Below are 18,632 nucleotides of genomic sequence, written 5' to 3'. Positions count from 1 at the left end.
CTTCACATTCTCCCAGACGGCGAGCGCATCGGGCTTCTGCGCGAGTCCTATCGTGGAGACATGACCGAAACCTCCTCCCTGCGAGAGATCCCGTTCACCACCGCAGACGGGAAGGAGGCGACACTCGGCGACTTCGGCGACAAGGCGTTCCTCATCGTGAACGTCGCGTCGAAGTGCGGGCTGGCTCCCCAGTACGAGCAGCTTGAGGAGCTGCAGAAGCAGTACGGCGACCAGGGCCTGCAGGTCATCGGCTTCCCCTGCAACCAGTTCATGGGTCAGGAGCCCGGTTCGATGGAGGAGATCCTCGACTACTGCGCCGTCAACTGGGGCATCACGTTCCCCATCATGGACAAGGTGCGCGTCAACGGTTCGCACGCCGCCCCGCTCTACAAGGCGCTGAAAAAGTCCCCGAACGCCGAGCGCGCCAAGGGACCGGTGATGTGGAACTTCGAGAAGTTCCTCGTGACCCGTGACGGCGAGCTGCACCGCTTCCGCCCGCAGACGAAGCCCACCGAGCCCGAAGTGATCTCGGCGATCGAGAAGGCCCTCGCCTGAGATCTCGCACGAACGACGAAGGCCGCATCCCCGATCCGGGATGCGGCCTTCGTCGTGAGGGAGGGATCAGCTCGCGGCGGGCTCCTCGGCGCGCTCGGCCCACACCTGGCGGGCGATCTGCGCGAACGCCGCGGCGGGCTGTGCGCCGCTCACGCCGTACTTGCCGTCGATGACGAAGAACGGAACGCCCTGGATGCCGTAGGCCTGAGCCTGGGCTTGGTCGGCGCGCACCGCCTCGAGGTAGCGCCCCGACTCCAGCGCGTCGCGCGTCTGGTCGGCGTCGAGCCCCACCTCGCCGGCCAGCGCGACGAGGTCGTCGACCTTGCCGACGTGACGGCCCTCGGTGAAGTACGCCGACATGAGGCGCTCGGTCGTCTCCTTCTGGAGACCCTGCTCCTTCGCGAAGTGCAACAGCTCGTGAGCCTTGACCGTGTTGGTGTGCTTCAGGATGTCGAAGCGGTAGCCGAGCCCCGCGTCGGCGGCGACACCGGTCACGCGGTCGAGCATCTGCTGCACCTGATCGGCCGGCATCCCCTTGTACTCCGAGAGGAAGTCGATCTCGGTTCCGTCGAAGTCCACGGGAGTGTCCGGGGACAACTCGTACGAGTGGAAGGTCACCTCCACGCGGGGGGCGTCGGCGTCCGTCGCCGTCTCCGCGAGCCCGGTCTCGAGGTTCCGCTTACCGATGTAGCACCACGGGCAGGCGATATCGCTCCACACGTCGATCTTGATGGGTTCCGTCACATCCCGTGCAACACCGCCTGCCCCTCGCGGTATTCCCTCTGACGCTCCTAGGCTGGCCGGATGCTCTCTGCCGACGACCCGCTCCCGTTCCGTCCGCGGCGCGTCGTGATCGCCGGAACCACCGGCGTGGGAAAGTCGACGCTGGCTCGGCGGCTGGCGGAGTTGTGGGAGCTCGAGTACACCGAGCTCGACTCGCTCTTCCACGGTCCCGGGTGGACGACCCGACCCGAGTTCCTGAGCGACGTCCGCCGCGTGGCGGACGGAGAGCGGTGGGCGTCGGAGTGGAACTACTTCGGCTCCGGCGGCGGACAGATCCTCGGGGAGCGCGCCGACCTCGCCGTCTGGCTCGACTTCCCACGCCGCATCGCCCGCGCGCGGCTGCTCCGCCGCACCCTGCGCCGCCGCATCCGTCGCGAGCGACTCTGGAACGACAACGTCGAGCCGCCGCTGTGGACCGTCTTCCGCGACCCGGAGCACATCCTCCGGTGGGAGATGCGCACGCACGCCACGTGGAGGACACGGATGCCCGTGGTCGCCGCCGAGTACGACCTGCCCGTCGTGCGTCTCACTCACCCCCGCGAGGTGGAGCGCTGGCTCGCGGGGCCCGCCGCCGACGTCCGCTGACCGTCAGGACGCAGTCGGCGCGTCCTTCGCACCGCCGAATCGGCGATCGCGCGAGAGGTACAGCTCGATCGCTCCCCACAGGTCCGTGCGGGAGAAGTCGGGCCACAGCGTGTCGAGGAAGACCATCTCTGCGTAGGCCGCCTCCCACAGTAGGAAGTTCGACGTCCGTTGCTCCCCGCTGGAGCGTACGAAGAGGTCGACGTCGGGCATTTCGGGGACGTACAGGTGCCGGCGGAGCGTCTTCTCGGTGATGGCAGAGGGTTTGAGCTTCCCCCGGGCGATCTCCTCGCCCATCGCCCGCATCGCGTCGACGATCTCGTGTCTTCCCCCGTAGTTGACGCACATCGTCAGGGTGAGTCCCGTGTTGCCGGAGGTGAGCTGCTCCGCGTACTGGAGCTCCTTGATGACGGAGCCCCAGAGCCGGGGCTTGCGTCCCGCCCAGCGGATGCGGACGTTCCACTCGTTGAGCTGATCGCGACGTCGGTGCAGCACGTCGCGGTTGTAGCCCATGAGGAAGCGCACCTCCTCGGGCGAGCGCGCCCAGTTCTCGGTCGAGAAGGCGTAGACGCTCAGGTGCTTCACGCCCGCCTGGACCGCCCCGGCGACGACGTCGAGGAGGACCTCCTCGCCCGCACGGTGTCCCTCGATCCGCGTGAGACCGCGGCGGTTGGCCCAGCGGCCGTTGCCGTCCATGACGATCGCGACGTGAGCGGGGACCGAGCCCTTCGGGAACTCCGGCGGGTACACGCCGGTCCAGTCGAGGGGGCGGTAGGGCACCGCGTCGCGATGCGTGTACGGCTTGGGACTCACCGAGGCGCCTCCAGGTGGGACAGGGAACGGATGCCTCGTTCAGTGTGCCACTGCGCATAAGCCGCGATGAGACCGGAGGATGCCGCGGTGGCACCGTGGGTGGCGGCATCCACCACGTCCCACTCCCCCGCCAGCAGGGCACGGAGCAGGCCCGCGGTCTCGGGACTGATGCGAGGTGAGCCGGCCGGCGCGCACGCCGAGCAGACGATGCCGCCCAGCTGCGCGACGAACCAGTCGTGCGGTCCGGGCGCGCCGCATCGGGCGCACTCCTGCAGCGACGGGGCCCACCCCGAGAGGGACATGACGCGGAGGAGGTAGGAATCGAGGACCGATCGCGGTGCATGATCGCCGCGCGCGAGGGCCCGGAGACCGCCGACGAGGAGCAAGTACTGCTGCGGCGTCGTCTCGGCCTCGTTGAGCCGATCGGCCGTCTCGGACATGGCGGATGCCGCGGTGTAGCGGTCGTAGTCCGTCGCGATGTCGGCGCCGTAGGCCCCGAGGGACTCCGCCTGCTGCACGATGTCGAGCGACCGGCCCTTGTACATCTGCACGTCCGCCACCATGAACGGCTCGAGCCGCGAACCGAACTTCGACGACGTACGGCGCACGCCCTTCGCGACGGCACGCACTTTGCCGTGACGACGACTGAGCATCGTCAGGATGCGGTCCGCCTCACCCAGCTTGTGGGTGCGCAGGACCACGACCTCGTCGCGGTAAGTGGGCACCCATCGATTATCCCGTGACCAGGCACAATGAAGGCGTGACCGAGCCGCAGTTCCTCATCCCTCTCTGGGCGGACCTCACCGCCGTCGGCCTCGGCGGCGTGCAGGGCGCCCTCTTCGCCTCGGGGTTCCAGGGCCAGCGTCGCCTCGATCTTCTCGGGGTCGCCATCATCGGCGTCGTGATGGGTCTGGGCGGCGGCATGATCCGCGACCTGCTGCTCAGCACGACACCCGTCGCCCTGCAGAGCGACGGCTACCTGATCACCGTCACCGCCGCTGCACTGATCGGGATGCTGCTCGCGAACGTCTTCCAGCGCCTGAACGCGGTCATCGTGGGCCTCGACGCCGTCGCGATCGGGATGTTCGGGGCACTGGGGACGACGAAGGCGCTCGCCCTCGGGCTCCCGCCCATCCCCTCGATCTTCGTCGGGGCGTGCGCCGCCGTCGGCGGCGGCCTGCTCCGTGACGTGTTCATGGGACTTCCCGTCGCCATGATGCACGTCGGCTCGCTCTACGCCGTCGCGGCCGCTGTCGGATGCGCCGTCCTGGCGGTCCTGGACGTCCTCGGCGTCTCCGCTGTTCCGGCGGCGATCACGTGCATCGCGGTGACCGCCGTCATCCGCGTGCTCGCGGTCGTCTTCGACATCTCCCTGCCCGAGCAACGCGCCCTGTACCGCAGGAAGGTCGCCGTCGAGACCTCGACGATCCCGATCATCAAGCCCTGATCGGGCGCCGATCGACGGCGACCTCTGCGAGAGTCAGACGCCCGCCAACTCGCTCTCGGGGGTGCGGGTGCGGATCGCGCGATTCACGGCCGAGACGATCGCCTTGAGGCTCGCGGTCGAGATGTCACCGTCGATCCCGACGCCCCACAGGCGCTGGTCCCCGACCTGCAGTTCGACGTAGGCGGCCGCGTGCGCATCGCCGCCGGCACCGAGGGTGTGCTCGACGTAGTCGTACAGCGAGATCTCGAACCCGCGCTCGCCGAGGACCTTCAGGAAGGCCGCGATGGGACCGTTGCCCGCGCCCGTCGCCGCCACGCGCTCGTCGCCGTCGCGGAGCGTCACCTCAAGGGCCACGTCCCCGGACATGTCGCTCTGCGTGCGGGTCGACAGGAGCTCGAACCGACCCCACTTGTCGTCGGCCGCGCGGGCAGGCAGGTACTCGTCGGAGAAGATCGACCAGATCTGACCGCTGGAGACCTCGCCGCCCTCCGCATCCGTCTTGGCCTGCACGACCCCGGAGAACTCGATCTGGAGCTTGCGGGGCAGATCCAGCGAATGGTCGGACTTCAGCAGGTAGGCGACGCCGCCCTTGCCCGACTGCGAGTTGACGCGGATGACAGCCTCGTACGACCGCCCCAGGTCCTTCGGGTCGATCGGCAGGTACGGGACGGCCCACTCGATCTCGTCGACGGTGACGCCGGATGCCTTCGCCCGCGCCTCCATCGCCTCGAAGCCCTTCTTGATGGCGTCCTGGTGCGAGCCGCTGAATGCGGTGAACACCAGGTCACCCGCCCAGGGGCTCCGTTCGGGGACCGGCAGCTGGTTGCAGTACTCCGCCGTGCGCTTGACGTGGTCGATGTCGCTGAAGTCGATCTGGGGGTCGATGCCCTGCGTCAGCAGGTTGATCCCCAGGGCGACCAGGTCGACGTTGCCGGTGCGCTCGCCGTTGCCGAAAAGGCATCCTTCGATCCGGTCGGCGCCGGCCATGTAGCCGAGCTCCGCGGCGGCGATCGCGGTGCCGCGGTCGTTGTGGGGGTGCAGCGACAGGATGACGTTCTCGCGGTGAGCCAGGTTCCGGCTCATCCACTCGATCGAGTCGGCGTAGACGTTCGGCGTCGCCATCTCGACGGTCGCCGGAAGGTTGATGATGACCTTGCGCTCCGGCGTCGGCTCGAAGACCTCGATCACCTGGTTGCAGACGTCGACGGCGAACTCCAGCTCGGTCCCGGTGTAGCTCTCGGGCGAGTACTCGTAGTAGACGGTCGTCTCGGGGATCGTCTTCTCGTACCCGCGGCACAGCCGCGCACCCTCGAGGGCGATGTCGATGATGCCCTGCTGGTCGGTCCGGAAGACGACCTCGCGCTGCAGCACGCTCGTCGAGTTGTACAGGTGCACGATCGCCTGCTTGGCGCCGGCGATGGACTCGTACGTGCGCTTGATGAGGTGCTCACGCGCCTGCGTCAGCACCTGGATCGTGACGTCCTCGGGGATGAGGTCCTCGTCGATCAGCTGCCGTACGAAGTCGAAGTCGGTCTGGCTCGCGCTCGGGAAACCGACCTCGATCTCCTTGTAGCCCATCTTCACGAGCAGCTCGAACATGACGCGCTTGCGCTCGGGACTCATCGGATCGATGAGCGCCTGGTTGCCGTCACGGAGATCGACGGCGCACCAGCGCGGCGCGACCTCGATGCGGTTGCTCGGCCACGTGCGGTCGGGCAGATCGACGCGGATCTGCTCGTGGTACGGGCGGTACTTGTGGATCGGTGCGCCCGAGGGCTTCTGGGTGTTTCGCATGATGGGTGCTTCTTCTCTCGTCACTGGTGCGGACCCACGACAACCTCCGCGACGAGTTGGTCCTAGATCGAGGACTCGTCGCGGCGACGAAGAAGGAGGCCGCAGAAGCGCATACCGACACGTTACACCCCGCTCGCGGCGCTCGACATTCTGAGACGGATGCCGCGCCGCCGACACTCTCGGGGCATGATGCACCGTCGCTCCCTCGCCGCCTTCGTCGCCGGGGCCGCCCTCCTGCTCACCTCGTGCGCCGCCGCCGCCGATGCGGGGGGCTCCGCCGCCCCTCCGGGAGCGGCGCTCGCCGCGCTCACCCCCGAGGGCCCCACCGGCGAGGTCATCGCCCAGGGGACGGTCCTCGACGACGGATCGTCCGTCGAGCTGTGCCTCGGGGCTGTCGCCGAATCCGCGCCGCCCCAGTGCAGCGGCATCCCGCTCTCCGGCTGGTCGTGGGCGGGCCTCGACGAAGCCGCCTCGATGGGCGACGCCACCTGGGGGACGTATGCCGTCTACGGCACCTACGACGGCGATGCGTTCACGGTGACGCGCGCCCCCGTGCCCCTCGCCCTCTTCGACCCGGTCGCCGCGCCCGACCCCACGGAGGGGAAACCGGGCACGGCCACGGCAGCGGACGTCGCGTCCATCCAGGACGCGATCCCCGACGCGATCGGCGACGCCTACCTCGCATCCTCGGAGCAGGACGGCTGGGTGTTCGTCGACGTGGTGTGGGACGACGGCACCTGGCAGGAGGCCGCCGATCAGGACTTCGGGGCCGGCAAGGTGATCGTGCGCTCGGCGATCCGGGAGATCAGCTGACGGCGCCTCAGGTGAGCAGGGCGAGCTTGCCGCCGGGGTGGCCCTCCTTGAGGAAGCGCGCCGCCTCGACCGCGTCGACGAACGGGAAGGTGCGAGCGACGGGCACCTCGAGCAGCCCGCGCCGCGCGAGATCGACGAGCTCGCCCCGGACGGCGTCGCGGAAGGCGGCGCTCGCGGGCAGCATCCCGCCGATCGCGACGATGCCTTCGGACTCCAGGTCGCGACGGACGATCGTGATGATGCGCTTACGGTCCTCGATGAGCGCGAGGGAGGCGTCGATCGCCTCATCGGTCCCCACGCCGTCGAGCGATGCGACGAAAGAGGCGCCACCCGCGGCATCCTTCGCTCTGTCGATGAGGCCCGGACCGTAGGCGATCGGGATGCCGCCGTAGCGCCGGACGACGTCGGCGTTGCGCTCGCTCGCCGTCCCGACCACGCGGACGCCGTGCACCGCCGCCTGCTGCAGGAAGCTGACACCGACGGCGCCGGATGCCGCGTGGAACAGCACGGTGTCGCCACGGGCCGCGCCGCTCAGCTCGAGCAGCTCCGCGGCCGTGGCGCCCGCCAGGAACAGGTTGGCCGCCTCGGGATGCGTCACCGTCGCGGGCTTCGCGAAGGCCTTCTCTGCCGGAATCGTCACTTCGGTCGCGTACCCGCCCCGCAGTCGGAACGCGAGGACCTCGTCGCCGACGTTCGCGTGCCCCGAGCCGATCTCCGTGTCAGGACCCAGAGCGGTGATCTCACCGGAGACCTCGTAGCCGAGAGGGAACGGGAACGACGCATCGGGTCGGGTCGGGTACTTGTAGTCGGCGGGGTTCATTCCGACGGCGCGCACCCGGATCGTCACCTCGCCGGCTGCGGGCGCGGGGACGTCCACCTCTCGCAGCTCCCAATCGTCCAGCCCGTCGGGACCGGTCGCGAACCATGCCTGTGCCATGACGTCGTCTTTCCGTGGTGCCGGCGTCGCCGGTCAGAATCCGAGGCGCCCCAACTGCTTGGGGTCGCGCTGCCACTCCTTCGCGACGCGCACGCGCAGCGACAGGAACACGCGACCGCCGACGAGCGGCTCGATGCCGGCGCGCGAACGCGCACCGACGTCTTTCAGTCGCGATCCGCCGCGCCCGATGATGATCGCCTTCTGGCTGTCGCGTTCGACGACGATGTTCGCGTACACGTCGGTGAGGTCGCTGTCCTCGCGGGCGGCGATGTCCTCGACGGTCACGGCGATCGAGTGCGGCAGTTCGTCGCGGACGCCGTCGAGCGCCGCCTCGCGGATGATCTCGGCGATGCGATCCTCGAGGCTTTCGTCCGTGACGATGCCCTCCGGGTACAAAGCGGGACCGGTCGGCATGAGCTTCAGCAGCTCGTCGGCCAGCACGTCGAGCTGGTCGTCGGTCACGGCGGACAGCGGGATGACGGCGTCCCAGTCCTCGCGGAGCGCGTCGACCTCCATGAGCCGCTCGGTGATCTCCTCGCGCGACGCGATGTCGACCTTCGTGACGATGGCGACCTTCTTCGCCCGGCCGTAGCCGTCGAGGGATGTCGCGATGCGCCGGTCGCCGGGGCCGACCTTCTCGGTGGCCGGCACGAGGAACCCGATCGCGTCGACGTCGCCGAGCACCTGTTCGACGAGGTCGTTCAGCCGCTGGCCCAAAAGGGTCCGCGGCTTGTGGATGCCGGGGGTGTCGACGATCACGAGCTGTCCGCCCGGACGGTTCAGGATGCCGCGGATCGCCTTGCGCGTGGTCTGCGGCTTGTCGCTCGTGATCGCGACCTTCTCGCCGACGAGGGCGTTCGTCAGCGTGGACTTGCCGACATTGGGACGTCCGACGAACGTCACGAAACCGGAACGGCTGCTCACGGTCACTCCGATCCCCGCGCGACGCGGATCTCTGCGGTGGAAGGGGTGGCCGACTCGGCGGTCGGGGGTTCGGCGCGCTCGACGAACACCGTCGCGAGGCCTCGGCCCCGGCCGAGGGAGGTGCCTCCGGTGACGACGAGGCCGCTGTGCTCGACGCGGACGCCGGGGACGGGGACGCTGCCGAGCGCCTTGCCGAAGAGGCCGCCGATGGAATCCACGTCGTCGTCCTCGAGTTCGATCCCGAAGAGGTCGCCGACCTCGTCGAGCGCCAGACGGGTGCTGACACGGAAACGGCCGCCCCCGAGGTCGGAGACCTCGCTCGTGCGCAGGTCGTACTCGTCGGCGATCTCGCCCACGAGCTCCTCGATGAGGTCTTCGAGCGTCACGAGTCCCGACACCCCGCCGTACTCGTCGACCACGAGGCAGACGTGCACGGCTTCGCGCTTCATCTGCTGCAGGAGCGTCTCGGCGCGCATCGACTCGGGGACGAAGACGGCGGGCCGGGCGATCTGGGCGACCGGTACGCCGCGCCACGCGGTCTCGTCGCGGTAGGCGAACTGCACGAGGTCCTTGAGGTACACGACGCCCGTGATGTCGTCGGCCTCGCCGTCGGCGATCGGGATGCGCGAGACGCCCTTGTCGAGGAAGAGGGTCATCGCCTCCTGCGTCGTGGCCGCGGCATCCATCGTCACCATGTCGGTGCGCGGCACCATCACGGCGCGCACGAATCGGTCGGTGAAGTCGAAGACGGAGTGGATGAGGTCGCGGTCGTCGGCTTCGATGAGGTCCTGCGAGGCGGCCTCGTCGACCATGCTCAGCAGCTGCTCCTCCGACGCGAAGGACGCACCGCGGTGGATGCCGGGTGTCAGGCGGTCGCCGAGGAGGACCAGCAGGTGCGCGAGCGGCCCCAGCACGATGCGCGCCCCGCGGATGAGCCCGGCGCACGCCTTCAGGAACCCCTTCGCGTGCTGACGGCCCACGGCGCGCGGCGATGCGCCTACGAGGACGAAAGAGGCGACCGTCATGACGACGACCGCGGCGAGCATCGCCCACCAGATGTTGTCGAAGACGAGGGTGAGGGCGACCGTGACGAGGACGGCCGCTGCGGTCTCGATGAGGATGCGGATGAAGACGACGGCCGTGCGGTGCGCGTCCGGGTCCGCCGCGATCCGCCGCAGACTCGCGCCGGTGCGCGCCTCATCGGCCAGATCCGCGAGGTCCGTACGCGAGGTCACATCGAGCGCGGCCTCCAGCGAGGCCATCAGGCCGCCGAGCGCGACGAGGAGCCCCGCCGCGACGAAGAGGAGGATCTCGGTCATGCGCGCCGGTGGCGCTCACTCGTGTGGAACGCCCCGATGAGCTCCTTCTGGAGTCCGAACATCTCGCGTTCCTCTTCGGGCTCCGCGTGGTCGAATCCGAGCAGGTGGAGCAGGCCGTGCGTCGTCAGGAGGATGAGCTCGTCCATCGTGGTGTGCTTCGCCGCCTGCGCCTGGGTCTCGGCGACCTGGGGGCACAGCACGATGTCGCCGAGCAGCCCGGGAGGGGTGGGGGCCTCATCGGTGCCGGGCCGCAGCTCGTCCATGGGGAAGCTCAGCACATCGGTCGGCCCGGGCTCGTCCATCCACTGGACGTGCAGCGCCTCCATCGCACCCTCGTCGACGAGAAGGATCGCGACGTCGGCATCCGGGCTCACGTGCAGCTCGGCGAAGTTGTTCTCGGTGAGGCGGAGGAGGACGGTCTCGTCGACCTGGACGCCGGACTCGTTGGTGATCTCGATGGTCATGAACGTCCTCGCTTGGGCTGTCGGTCTCGGGGGCCGGCGGGGCGCAGCCCGGTCCGGCGCTCGGCGCGGTTGGCGAACTCGCTCGCCTCGTCGCGCTCGCGGCGCGCCACGAGCTTCTCCTCGTCGTAGGCGGTGTACGCGTCGACGATGCGGCCGACCAGCGTGTGACGCACGACGTCGTCGCTCGTGAGGCGCGAGAAGTGGATGTCGTCGATGTCCTTCAGGACCCGGGTGACGAGCCGCAGACCCGACGCACCCTGCGGCAGGTCGACCTGCGTGATGTCACCGGTCACGACCATGCGGGTGCCGAAGCCGAGGCGCGTGAGGAACATCTTCATCTGCTCGGGCGTCGTGTTCTGCGCCTCGTCGAGGACGACGAACGAGTCGTTGAGCGTGCGACCGCGCATGTATGCGAGCGGGGCGACCTCGATGGTCCCCGACGCCATGAGCTTGGGGACGAGCTCGGGGTCCATCATCTCGTTGAGGGCGTCGTAGAGCGGGCGGAGGTACGGGTCGATCTTGTCGGTCAGGGTTCCGGGGAGGAACCCGAGCCGCTCCCCCGCCTCGACGGCGGGACGGGTCAGGATGATGCGGCTGACCTCCTTGCGCTGCAGCGCCTGGACGGCCTTCGCCATCGCGAGGTAGGTCTTGCCGGTGCCGGCGGGGCCGATTCCGAAGACGATCGTGTTCTCCTCGATCGCGTCGACGTACTCCTTCTGACCGCGCGTCTTGGGCCGGATGACCTTGCCACGCGAGGACAGGATCGCCTCGCCGAGCACCTCGGAGGGACGCATACCGCTGTTCTCGCGGAGGATGCGGTTCGACTGGGTCACGTCGCTGGGGTCGAGGCCCTGACCCGCTCGCGCCATGCCGATCAGCTCGTCCACGAGCTCGTGGGCGCGGGCGACGGCGCCCTCGTCACCGGTGAGGGTGATCTCGTTGCCGCGGACGTGCACCTGCACGTCGGGGTGTTCGCGTTCCACGGTGCGCAGCAGACGATCCTGCGGACCGAGGAGCTGCACCATGGCGACACCGTCGGCGTAGATGTGCGCGACGGTGGGTTCGGCGCTGTCAGCCACCGAGGCTCCCTTCCGTGAGCCCGCCGCCCAGCACGTGTGCGTGGACGTGGAACACGGTCTGTCCGGCGTCGGGGCCGGTGTTGAATACGAGTCTGAAGTCTCCGCCGGCGTGTTCGGCGGCGACGCTGTTCGCGAGGCCGATCAGCTCGGCGAGGAGGGCGGGGTCGCCCGCCGCGAGCTCGACCACGTCGCGGTAGTCCTCGGTCTTGGGGATCACGAGGAGATGGACGGGTGCCTGCGGGGCGATGTCGCGGATCGCGAACGCGTTGTCGGTCTCGGCGACGATCTCGGAGGGGATCTCACCCCGGAGGATGCGGGTGAACACCGATGGCTCGCTCATCCTCCCAGTCTACTCAGCGCCTTCCCACGCCGGTCGGGTCCGGCTCACCAGCGGCCGAGGGCAGCGTTGACGACCGCGAGGGCGGCGGGACCCGCGGTGGAGGTGCGCAGCACCGTGTCACCGAGCCGCACCAGCGTCGCGCCCGCGGCCTGCAGCAGATCGAGTTCCTCGGGCGAGATGCCCCCTTCGGGCCCCACGACGAGGATCACGTCGCTCGCGTCGTCCGCATCGATCTCGATGCGCGACAGGGCGACGGACGCCGTGGGTTCGAGCACCAGCATCCGCGCGTCCCGAGCGCGCGCCGCCAGCTCCCGCGTGGTGACCGGCTGGTGGAGCTCGGTCAACCAGGGCCGGTGGGCCTGCTTCGCCGCCTCGCGGGCGATGGTCTCCCAGCGGGCGACGCCCTTGGCGACCTTCGGACCCTCCCACCGCGAGACCGAACGGGCGGCCTGCCACGGCGTGATCGCGTCGACACCGAGCTCTGTCGCGGCCTGGACGGCGAGCTCGTCGCGATCGCCCTTCGCGAGGGCTTGGACGAGGACGGTGCGCGGTGTCGCCGGCGGCACCACGGTGCGACCGGAGACCTCGACCGAGACCTCCTTGGGTGCGGCCGCGGACACCGTCCCGCTCAGCCACACGCCGCGTCCGTCGCCCACCGTGACCGCCTCCCCCACGCGGATGCGGCGGACGGCCGCGGCGTGGTGCGCTTCGGCGCCCGTCAACCGGACGACATCGCCCGGGCCGGCGGCACCGGCATCCTCGATCAGGAAGTGGAGGGCCACGATCAGCGCTTGAACTTGCCGCGGAGCTTGGAGAACAGGCCGGGGTGGAACTCCGCCAGGTGCGGCGGCGCCGGACGCATCCGCTTCGCGAGCTCTTGCACAAGAGCCCGGGACTTGGGGTCGAGGTGTGAGGGAGTGACGACCTGCACGCCGACGCGCAGATCGCCGCGCTGGTCACCGCGGAGCGGCGTGATCCCCCGGCCGCGGATCGTGAGCTCGTCGCCCGCCTGGACGCCGGAGCGGATGTCGAGGTCGACGGAGCCGTCGAGCGAGTCGATCGTGACGCTCGTGCCGAGGATCGCGTCGACCATCGAGACCTCGAGGGTCGCGAGCAGGTCGTCGCCGTCACGGCTGAACACGTCGTGCGGGGCGACGGTGACCTCGAGGTAGAGATCGCCGTTCGGGCCGCCGGCGGGGCCGACCTCGCCCGAACCGGGGAGCTGGAGGCGGAGGCCGGTCTCGACACCGGCGGGGATGTCGATCGACACGGTCCGGCGGGCGCGCACACGGCCTTGGCCCTGGCAGGTGGAGCACGGGTACGGGATGGTCGTGCCGTAGCCCTGGCACGTGGTGCAGGGCTGGGAGGTGACAACGTTGCCGAGGAGGCTCCGGACCGTCCGCTGGATCTGGCCCGATCCGTGGCAGATGTCGCACGTGACCGGCTGGGTGCCCGGCTGGCAGCACGAGCCCTGGCAGGTCTCGCAGAGGACGGCGGTGTCGACCTCGATGTCGCGGTGGACGCCGAAGACGACGTCGCCGAGGTCGAGGTCGACGCGCACGAGCGCATCCTGACCCCGCTCGCGACGGGACCGCGGGCGTCCGGCACGGGTCCCGCCTCCGCCGCCCCCGAAGAAGCTCTCGAAGATGTCGCTGAAGCCGCCGAAGCCGGCACCGGCCCCGCCGAAGCCGCCGGCGTCGCCGCCCATGTCGTAGCGCTGGCGCTGGTCGGGGTCGCTCAGCACGTCGTAGGCGTGCGTCACGAGCTTGAACTGCTCGGACGCATCCTCTCCGGGGTTCACATCCGGGTGCAGCTGGCGCGCCAGACGCCGGTATGCCTTCTTGATCTCCTCCGGGCTCGCGTCACGCGCGACACCCAGGACCTGGTAGTGGTCAGCCACAATCACCTCTCCGGCCCGCGGGCCGCTTCGTTCAGCGCGACGTCTCGTCTTCTTCGAGCAATCGCGTCAGATAGTGCGCGACGGCGCGAACCGCCGCGAGATTCGTGGGGTAATCCATCCGCGTCGGCCCGAGCACACCGATGCGGGCGTGAGAACCCCCGGCGTCGTACTCGCCCGCGACGATGGATGCCTCGGACAGCCCGAACGGCTCGTTCTCGCGTCCGATGCTGGTCGCCAGTCCGCGGTCGTCGGCGACCATCTCGCCCATCAGACGCAGGAGGGTCACCTGCTCCTCGATCGCCTCGAGGAGGGGATAAATGCTGCCGCGGAAGTCCGACTCGCGGCGTGCGAGGGTCGCGGATCCCGCCATCACCATGCGGTCCTGGCGGAACTCGTCGAGCTCCTCACCGATCGCCCGCAGCACGATGCGGCGGTTCTCCTCGCGTGGGGCGGCGGTCTCGGCCTCGAGGATCTTCGCGATCGCCGCCGCACCGTCCTTGACGCTCTTGCCGGTGAGGAGCGCCGTCATCGTGAGCTTGAGCTGCGATGCTTCGTCGGCGGACGGTTCGGTGGCGAGGAAGACGACACGCTGCGAGACCCGACCGGTGTCGGTCACGACGATGATGACGATGCGCGTCCCACCGAGGTGTACGACCTCGACGTGCGAGACGTTCGCCCGTGCGAAGGACGGGTACTGCACGATCGCGACCTGGCCGGTCAGCCGGGTGAGGGAACGGACCGTGCGGACGAGCAGGTCGTCGAGGTCGCCCGTGTCCTCGAGGAAGGCCCCGATCGCGGAGCGCTGCGCCGACGTGAGCGGGCGGACGTCGGCGAGGTGGTCGACGAAGACGCGGTAGCCCTTGTCGGTGGGCACGCGGCCCGACGAGGTGTGGGGCGCAGTGATGAGTTCCTCGTCCTCGAGGAGCGCCATGTCGTTGCGGATGGTCGCAGCCGAGACACCGAACTGGTGACGGTCGACGATCGCCTTGCTGCCGACCGGCTCGCGCGTGTCGACGTAGTCCTGCACGATCGCACGCAACACCTGAAGACCGCGTTCCGAGACCATCACCCCTCCTCCGCTGGCACTCTCGATCTGGGAGTGCCAATTCTACCGCGCGAGAAGCGATCTGCTCGGATCACGCGGTGAGCGCTCGGACGACCGCGTCGGCCAAGAGCCTCCCGCGCCGAGTGAGGATGACCCGTCCGCGGACGGCCGCAGCGCCGTCGACGAGTCCGTCGGCGATGAGGGATGCCACGTTCCGCCGCCCCGCGACGGTCGCCTCGTCGACCGCGACGCCGTCGACGATGCGCGAGCGCAGCAGGATGACCTCGAGGCGACGGGCCTCGGCATCCGGTCGCTCCCGTCCCGCCGCCGGGGACTCCCCCAGCGCCAAGCGCTGCGCGTACGCGGCCGGGTGCTTCACGTTCCACCAGCGCAGACCGCCGACGTGACTGTGCGCGCCGGGGCCGTAGCCCCACCAGTCCTGACCCCGCCAGTACGACAGGTTGTGACGCGAGCGCTGCGCGGGGCTCGTCGACCAGTTCGACACTTCGTACCACCCGTAACCGGCGCCAGCGAGCGACTCGTCGGCCAGCTCGTACATGTCGGCCTGCAGATCGTCGTCGGGGGCGGGCACCTCGCCGCGGCGAATCTGGCGCTCGAGCTTCGTTCCGTCCTCCACGATGAGCGCGTACGCCGAGATGTGATCGGGGGCGAGTGCGATCGCCGTCTCGAGCGAGGTGCGCCAGTCGTCCAGCGACTCCCCCGGCGCGCCGTAGATGAGGTCGAGGCTGACGGCGACCCCGGCATTCCGCGCCGCGGCGACGGCGGTCGCGATGTTCGCGGGATCATGGGTGCGGTCGAGCGCCGCGAGGACGTGCGGCACGGACGACTGCATGCCGATCGAGAACCGCGTGACACCGGCGGCGGCGAGTGTCCGCGCGACCTCGTCGGTCAGCGTGTCGGGATTCGCCTCGACCGTGACCTCGGCTCCGTCTGCGAGGCCGAAGGAGTCGCGGATCCCGCCGAGCATGCGCGCGAGGTCCCCCGGCGGCAGGAGCGTGGGAGTGCCCCCGCCGAAGAAGACCGTCTTCGCCGGACGGAGCGGACCTCGGGCTTCGAGCACGTCGCGGGACAGCGCGATCTCGTGGAGCACCTCGTCGGCGTAGGCGTCCTGACGCGCACCGCGCAGCTCGGTCGCCGTGTACGTGTTGAAGTCGCAGTACCCGCAGCGCACGCGGCAGAACGGCACGTGCAGGTAGACGCCGAAGTCGACGTCGGGATCGACCGGGACGTCGCGCGGCAGCGCGCCGTCGGCGGGTGCGGGATCGCCGAGGGGAAGAGCAGAGCCCATCAGGAACCGGTGGCGTACATGGGCGACATCGCCTGCAGGTAGCCCTGGAACAGCGCGCGACGGCGGCGCTTTACGAGCGGACGCCACAGGCGGTAGAGGACGCCCGTCGGCTTGTCGAACGCGCGGACCGTGAACCATACCTCGTCGTCGTCCCGCCACTCGAGCAGGAACGACTCCTCGCCGCTGACGACCGATCCGCCGACGGTGCCGAGCGAGAACCCGACGCGACGCGGCTCATCGATGACCGAGATGACGCGGAGTTCGGCATCCGCCCTCATCCCCGCGACCCGGCCGTGGAGGTGCGCCGTCGTGCCGGCGCCCACGAACGGGGTGCCGTCGGCGTCGAAGCGCTGTTCGTCGTCCAATCGGCTCGGCTGCACCGCGTTGCCCTCGGCGTCGAAGCCGACGCCCGAGTACATGGGGCCGGATGCCGGGCGCACGTCGACGACCTGCAGACCCGCCCCGCGCTGGGCGCCCCACCCGAGGAGCTGCTCGGTCGAGGTGACGAACCGGTCCTCGCCACTGCCGAGGCGCCATGACGCCTCCGCCGGGGTCGTGCCCTGCGGCGGATAGCCCATGAGGTCGGGGGCTTGCGTGGCCCCGACGGCGGCGTAGTCGACGGTCCCTGCCTGGAAACTCCCGCGGCGCATCGTGTCAGCCTACTTCTTGTCCTTGCCCTCGACATCGCCCGAGAGGGCGGCGATGAACGCCTCCTGGGGGACCTCGACGCGGCCGACCATCTTCATGCGCTTCTTGCCCTCTTTCTGCTTCTCGAGCAGCTTGCGCTTACGACTGATGTCACCGCCGTAGCACTTGGCGAGGACGTCTTTGCGGATCGCGCGGATGTTCTCGCGGGCGATGATGCGGGCGCCGATGGCGGCCTGGATGGGCACTTCGAACTGCTGGCGCGGGATGAGCTTGCGCAGGCGCTCGGTCATCAGCGTGCCGTAGGCATAGGCCTTCTCGCGGTGGACGATCGAGCTGAACGCGTCGACCTTCTCGCCCTGCAGCAGGATGTCGACCTTCACCAGGTCGGCGGTCTGCGAGCCCGCCGGCTCGTAGTCGAGGCTCGCGTAACCCTGCGTCTTCGACTTCAGGTGGTCGAAGAAGTCGAACACGATCTCGCCGAGGGGCATGTTGTAGCGGAGCTCGACGCGGTCCTCGCTGAGGTAGTCCATGCCGAGGAGCGTGCCGCGGCGCGACTGGCAGAGTTCCATGACCGTGCCGACGTAGTCCTTCGGCAGGAGGATGCCGACCTTCACGACGGGCTCGGAGACCTCGGCGACGCGGCCGTCGGGGTACTCGGATGGGTTCGTCACCGTGACGGTCTCGCCGGTGTCGGTCATGACCTCGTAGGTGACCGAGGGTGCGGTCGTGATGAGGTCGAGCCCGAACTCGCGGGCGAGACGCTCGGTGATGATCTCGAGGTGCAGCAGGCCGAGGAAGCCGCAGCGGAAGCCGAAGCCGAGCGCGACGGAGGTCTCGGGTTCGTACTGCAGCGAGGCGTCCGACAGCTTGAGCTTGTCGAGCGCCTCGCGCAGCTCGGCGTAGTCGCTGCCGTCGATCGGGTAGATGCCCGAGAAGACCATGGGCTTGGGACCGGTGTATCCCGCGAGCGCCTCGGTGGCGGGCTTCCGATGATTGGTGATCGTGTCGCCGACCTTGGACTGGCGGACGTCCTTCACACCGGTGATCAGGTAGCCGACCTCGCCGACGCCGAGTCCCTTCGTCGGGACCGGCTCGGGGCTCGACACTCCGATCTCGAGGAGGTCGTGGGCCGCCTTCGACGACATCATCTGGATGCGCTCACGCGGCTCGAGCTTGCCGTCGACCATGCGGACGTAAGTGACGACGCCGCGGTACGCGTCGTACACCGAGTCGAAGATCATCGCCCGGGCGGGGGCATCGGCGTCGCCGACCGGAGCCGGGATGCGCTCGACGATCCGGTCGAGCAGCGCCTCGACGCCCATGCCGGTCTTGCCGCTGACCTTGAGCACGTCGGCCGGGTCGCCGCCGATGAGGTTCGCGAGCTCCGCCGCGTACTTCTCCGGGTCGGCGGCGGGGAGGTCGATCTTGTTGAGGACCGGGATGATCTCGAGATCGTTCTCGAGGGCGAGGTAGAGGTTCGCGAGGGTCTGCGCCTCGATGCCCTGTGCGGCGTCGACGAGGAGGATCGCGCCCTCGCACGCGGCGAGCGACCGGCTGACCTCGTACGTGAAATCGACGTGGCCGGGAGTGTCGATCATGTTGAGGGCGAACGTGCCCTCATCGGTGGCCCACGGCATCCGGACAGCCTGGCTCTTGATCGTGATGCCGCGCTCACGCTCGATGTCCATGCGGTCGAGGTACTGGGCGCGCATGTCGCGGTCGGCGACCACGCCGGTGATCTGCAGCATGCGATCGGCCAGCGTGGACTTGCCGTGGTCGATGTGGGCGATGATGCAGAAGTTGCGAAGCTGCGCGGGCGGCGTGGCCGCAGGCTGCAGGGGCGTGAGTGCGCGGGGTGACATGACCAGGCGAGTCTACCG

Annotated in this window: 20 protein-coding genes; 4 read left to right on the top strand and 16 right to left on the bottom strand. The window is 69.5% G+C overall.

Annotated features, from left to right (window positions below; genetic code table 11):
* The first annotated feature begins 60 nt into the window (after positions 1 to 60).
* Positions 61 to 555 carry a glutathione peroxidase gene (locus tag ABCU91_RS08765; RefSeq protein ID WP_406924351.1) on the top strand — a complete coding sequence of 165 codons (495 nt, stop codon included), beginning with the start codon at positions 61 to 63 and terminating at the stop codon, positions 553 to 555.
* A gap of 66 nt (positions 556 to 621) precedes the next feature.
* On the opposite strand, the gene ABCU91_RS08760 is transcribed toward ABCU91_RS08765, so the two are convergent.
* Complete coding sequence (locus ABCU91_RS08760; RefSeq protein WP_413353425.1) at positions 622 to 1,299, bottom strand: DsbA family protein; 678 nt, start codon at positions 1,297 to 1,299, stop codon at positions 622 to 624.
* Positions 1,300 to 1,359: 60 nt separating this feature from the next.
* On the opposite strand from ABCU91_RS08760, the gene ABCU91_RS08755 reads away from it, so the two are divergent.
* Positions 1,360 to 1,923: an AAA family ATPase gene (locus ABCU91_RS08755; protein ID WP_413353424.1), complete on the top strand. Its 564-nt coding sequence runs from the start codon at positions 1,360 to 1,362 to the stop codon at positions 1,921 to 1,923.
* Positions 1,924 to 1,926: 3 nt separating this feature from the next.
* On the opposite strand, the gene ABCU91_RS08750 is transcribed toward ABCU91_RS08755, so the two are convergent.
* On the bottom strand, positions 1,927 to 2,733 hold the full coding sequence (locus ABCU91_RS08750; protein WP_413353423.1) for an isoprenyl transferase: 807 nt from the start codon (positions 2,731 to 2,733) through the stop codon (positions 1,927 to 1,929).
* Positions 2,730 to 3,458 carry a DNA repair protein RecO gene (gene recO / locus ABCU91_RS08745; RefSeq protein ID WP_406924355.1) on the bottom strand — a complete coding sequence of 243 codons (729 nt, stop codon included), beginning with the start codon at positions 3,456 to 3,458 and terminating at the stop codon, positions 2,730 to 2,732. The genes ABCU91_RS08750 and recO overlap by 4 nt, the downstream gene beginning before the upstream one ends.
* A gap of 35 nt (positions 3,459 to 3,493) precedes the next feature.
* On the opposite strand from recO, the gene ABCU91_RS08740 reads away from it, so the two are divergent.
* Complete coding sequence (locus tag ABCU91_RS08740; protein WP_400364670.1) at positions 3,494 to 4,180, top strand: trimeric intracellular cation channel family protein; 687 nt, start codon at positions 3,494 to 3,496, stop codon at positions 4,178 to 4,180.
* 33 nt (positions 4,181 to 4,213) lie between these two features.
* On the opposite strand, the gene leuA is transcribed toward ABCU91_RS08740, so the two are convergent.
* The gene (gene leuA / locus ABCU91_RS08735; RefSeq protein ID WP_413353422.1) at positions 4,214 to 5,974 is read right to left on the bottom strand and encodes a 2-isopropylmalate synthase; all 1,761 of its coding nucleotides are present in this window, start codon (positions 5,972 to 5,974) and stop codon (positions 4,214 to 4,216) included.
* Between the two features lie 186 nt (positions 5,975 to 6,160).
* On the opposite strand from leuA, the gene ABCU91_RS08730 reads away from it, so the two are divergent.
* Positions 6,161 to 6,787, top strand: a complete 627-nt coding sequence (locus tag ABCU91_RS08730) for a hypothetical protein (protein WP_413353421.1) — start codon at positions 6,161 to 6,163, stop codon at positions 6,785 to 6,787.
* A gap of 7 nt (positions 6,788 to 6,794) precedes the next feature.
* On the opposite strand, the gene ABCU91_RS08725 is transcribed toward ABCU91_RS08730, so the two are convergent.
* The 12 genes from ABCU91_RS08725 to lepA all read right to left on the bottom strand — a co-directional run bounded on the left by ABCU91_RS08725 (position 6,795) and on the right by lepA (position 18,614).
* Positions 6,795 to 7,724, bottom strand: coding sequence for a quinone oxidoreductase family protein (locus ABCU91_RS08725; protein WP_413353420.1), 930 nt, complete (start codon positions 7,722 to 7,724; stop codon positions 6,795 to 6,797).
* A 33-nt stretch (positions 7,725 to 7,757) separates the two neighbouring features.
* A complete protein-coding gene (gene era, locus ABCU91_RS08720; protein WP_413353419.1) occupies positions 7,758 to 8,654 on the bottom strand; it encodes a GTPase Era in 897 nt (298 codons plus the stop codon).
* Positions 8,651 to 9,967, bottom strand: a complete 1,317-nt coding sequence (locus tag ABCU91_RS08715; protein WP_413353418.1) for a hemolysin family protein — start codon at positions 9,965 to 9,967, stop codon at positions 8,651 to 8,653. Before ABCU91_RS08715 ends, era begins: the two co-directional genes overlap by 4 nt.
* Positions 9,964 to 10,431 (bottom strand): rRNA maturation RNase YbeY, encoded by a 468-nt coding sequence (gene ybeY / locus ABCU91_RS08710; RefSeq protein ID WP_406924361.1) that lies wholly within the window; start codon positions 10,429 to 10,431, stop codon positions 9,964 to 9,966. The genes ABCU91_RS08715 and ybeY overlap by 4 nt, the downstream gene beginning before the upstream one ends.
* Positions 10,428 to 11,456 carry a PhoH family protein gene (locus ABCU91_RS08705; RefSeq protein WP_231916591.1) on the bottom strand — a complete coding sequence of 343 codons (1,029 nt, stop codon included), beginning with the start codon at positions 11,454 to 11,456 and terminating at the stop codon, positions 10,428 to 10,430. Before ABCU91_RS08705 ends, ybeY begins: the two co-directional genes overlap by 4 nt.
* A 46-nt stretch (positions 11,457 to 11,502) precedes the next feature.
* The gene (locus ABCU91_RS08700; protein ID WP_091353211.1) at positions 11,503 to 11,850 is read right to left on the bottom strand and encodes a histidine triad nucleotide-binding protein; all 348 of its coding nucleotides are present in this window, start codon (positions 11,848 to 11,850) and stop codon (positions 11,503 to 11,505) included.
* A 44-nt stretch (positions 11,851 to 11,894) separates the two neighbouring features.
* Complete coding sequence (locus ABCU91_RS08695) at positions 11,895 to 12,632, bottom strand: 16S rRNA (uracil(1498)-N(3))-methyltransferase (RefSeq protein WP_413353417.1); 738 nt, start codon at positions 12,630 to 12,632, stop codon at positions 11,895 to 11,897.
* Between the two features lie 2 nt (positions 12,633 to 12,634).
* A complete protein-coding gene (dnaJ, locus tag ABCU91_RS08690) occupies positions 12,635 to 13,750 on the bottom strand; it encodes a molecular chaperone DnaJ (protein WP_413353416.1) in 1,116 nt (371 codons plus the stop codon).
* A gap of 31 nt (positions 13,751 to 13,781) precedes the next feature.
* Positions 13,782 to 14,816, bottom strand: a complete 1,035-nt coding sequence (gene hrcA / locus ABCU91_RS08685) for a heat-inducible transcriptional repressor HrcA (protein ID WP_091353200.1) — start codon at positions 14,814 to 14,816, stop codon at positions 13,782 to 13,784.
* A 70-nt stretch (positions 14,817 to 14,886) separates the two neighbouring features.
* Entirely contained in the window at positions 14,887 to 16,104 is a 1,218-nt protein-coding gene (gene hemW / locus ABCU91_RS08680) for a radical SAM family heme chaperone HemW (protein ID WP_413353415.1), read from the bottom strand.
* Entirely contained in the window at positions 16,104 to 16,754 is a 651-nt protein-coding gene (locus ABCU91_RS08675) for a DUF1990 family protein (RefSeq protein ID WP_091353193.1), read from the bottom strand. Before ABCU91_RS08675 ends, hemW begins: the two co-directional genes overlap by 1 nt.
* Before the next feature lie 9 nt (positions 16,755 to 16,763).
* On the bottom strand, positions 16,764 to 18,614 hold the full coding sequence (gene lepA / locus ABCU91_RS08670; RefSeq protein ID WP_413353414.1) for a translation elongation factor 4: 1,851 nt from the start codon (positions 18,612 to 18,614) through the stop codon (positions 16,764 to 16,766).
* Positions 18,615 to 18,632: the final 18 nt, after the last annotated feature.

Source organism: Microbacterium phoenicis, assembly GCF_047302325.1.
GTDB lineage: Bacteria > Actinomycetota > Actinomycetes > Actinomycetales > Microbacteriaceae > Microbacterium.
This window is presented reverse-complemented; position numbering and strand designations above follow the sequence as displayed.